This is a genomic window from Mesorhizobium sp. M7A.F.Ca.MR.362.00.0.0, assembly GCF_004023175.1.
GTDB lineage: Bacteria > Pseudomonadota > Alphaproteobacteria > Rhizobiales > Rhizobiaceae > Mesorhizobium.
Map to the genome: position 1 here is coordinate 8,809 of NZ_RZTF01000004.1, position 2,285 is coordinate 11,093.

At 61.5% G+C, this 2,285-nt stretch carries 1 protein-coding gene and 1 pseudogene (1 of these 2 running past the window's edge); one reads left to right on the forward strand and one right to left on the reverse strand.

Features of this window, described 5'->3' with window-relative positions:
• Positions 1-179: 179 nt before the first annotated feature.
• Entirely contained in the window at positions 180-1,532 is a 1,353-nt protein-coding gene (gene glmM, locus EOC06_RS01005; protein WP_127267139.1) for a phosphoglucosamine mutase, read from the reverse strand.
• Between the two features lie 367 nt (positions 1,533-1,899).
• On the opposite strand from glmM, the pseudogene EOC06_RS41455 reads away from it, so the two are divergent.
• Positions 1,900-2,285: pseudogene (locus EOC06_RS41455) on the forward strand (hypothetical protein); it runs 471 nt beyond the window's last position.

The window sequence follows — 2,285 nt, forward strand, 5'->3', positions numbered from 1 at the left end:
GTTTAACCCTGTTGCTTAACCACGAATCTCGAAACTTCTAGGGATAGGCGCGAGATTTACGGACACCGAACAAAGTGGCGGCTGACAAGAAAAAGCCCGCCGAGGGGCGGGCCTTGGACCGGTTAAGGGAGCGCGGCGCGCCTGGTTGTCAGATCCACGTCCTGCTGGACGCGCTGGGATCAAGCGGCGCTGCGCGTTTCCGAGATGATGTCCACTATGCCATTGACCACGGACTCGACCAGTTGCGGGTCGTCGCCTTCGGCCATCACGCGGATCAGCGGCTCTGTCCCTGATGGCCGGATAACCAGCCGTCCGGTCTTGCCGAGGCGGTTGCGGGCGTCTTCGATGGCGGCCTTGACCGGCGCCTCCTCAAGCGGCTTGCCGCCGGAAATGTGGACGTTCTTCAGGAGTTGCGGCACGGGTTCGAATTTCTTCGACAGTTCGCTGACCGGCCGCCCCTGCCGCTTGATGCAGGCGAGCACCTGCAGCGCCGAGACCAGGCCGTCGCCGGTCGTCGAAAAGTCGGACAGCACGATATGACCCGACTGTTCGCCGCCGACATTCAAGCCATGCGCACGCATATGCTCGACGACATAACGGTCGCCGACCTTGGTGCGGTGCAATTGCAGCTTCATGTCGCCGAGGAAGCGTTCGAGGCCCAGATTGGACATCACGGTTGAGACGACACCACCGCCGGCAAGCCGCCCGCTCTGGTGCCAGGATTCGGCGATCAGCGCCATGATCTGGTCACCATCGACGATCGCGCCGTTTTCATCGACGATAACGACACGATCGGCGTCGCCGTCGAGCGCGATGCCGATGTCGGCGCGCACTTCGTGCACCTTCTTTTGCAGGCCGGCCGGATGGGTCGAGCCGCATTCCTTGTTGATGTTGAAGCCGTTGGGCTCGACATTGATGGCGACGACTTCGGCGCCCAGTTCCCACAGCGCCTCGGGCGCCACCTTGTAGGCCGCGCCATTGGCGCAATCGACAACGATCCTCAAGCCGGCGAGCGACATCGAGCGCGGCAAGGTGCGCTTGGCGAATTCGATGTAGCGGTCATGCACCCCGTCGACGCGCTTGGCGCGGCCAAGCCCGTCGGAATCGGCGAGCGCCAGTTCGATATCCTTGTCGAGCATGCTCTCGATGCGCTCCTCGATTTCGTCGGAGAGCTTGTAGCCGTCGGGTCCGAACAGCTTGATGCCGTTGTCGTAATAGGGGTTGTGCGAGGCCGAGATCATGACGCCGATATCGGCGCGCAGCGAACGCACCAGCATGGCGACAGCCGGCGTCGGGATCGGGCCGAGCAGGAACACGTCCATGCCGGCGGCACAAAGACCGGCGACCATGGCATTCTCGATCATATAGCCGGAAAGCCTGGTGTCCTTGCCGAGCACGACACGATGTCGATGGCTGCCGCGCTGGAAGGAAAGGCCGGCGGCCATGCCGACCCGCATAGCGATTTCAGCCGTCATCGGAAACTTGTTGGCGCGTCCGCGAATGCCGTCCGTGCCGAAATAATTCCCTGCCATGCTAGTCAGCTTCCTCGACGTTTCTTCCCCGGCACGTCATGCCACAATTGGCCAGGGCGCTATGATCACATTGTGTGATTATACGTTACCAATCCTTAGAAAACCATTGTTGTGCACTGCACACATGTGGCCGCAACCTGACATGCCCAGACTGCCATGTTGCAATATACAAGTCATGCGAGCCCTTCAGCGCGGATGCACCAGGAAAATCTTGCTTTGGACCAGGCAACAAACAACGATTTCATCACCTTATCGGGAGAAACCGGTTTTCGGCGATATATACGCCACTTAGCATCTGGCGCAACCGCCCGTTGAGCGATATTGATTTGCAGGGACGTATCATGGGCTGCTGCAACGGAGAAACGCTATGCTCATCCACCGACTTGCCACTTTGACCGGCCTCGCCGTCGCGACCTTGTTCCTGGCCGCGCCAGCCAACGCACTGACGATGGCCGAGTGCAGCACGAAATACAACGCCGCCAAGGATGCGGGGACACTCGCCGGCGCGACCTGGAACCAGTTCCGCAAGGCTCAGTGCGGCACCGACGCCGCCGCGACGACCGCCGCCAAGCCGGCCGATACCACGAAGGCTGCCGAGACGAAGCCGGCCAAGGCGGCCAAGGCTGCCGCCGCTGCGGACGACAGCACGGCCAAGGGCCTGACGGCGAAGGAATGCAGCACCAAATACCAGGCGGCGAAGGCTGCCGGCACGCTGAACGGCATGAAGTGGAACGACTTCCGCAAGTCCGAATG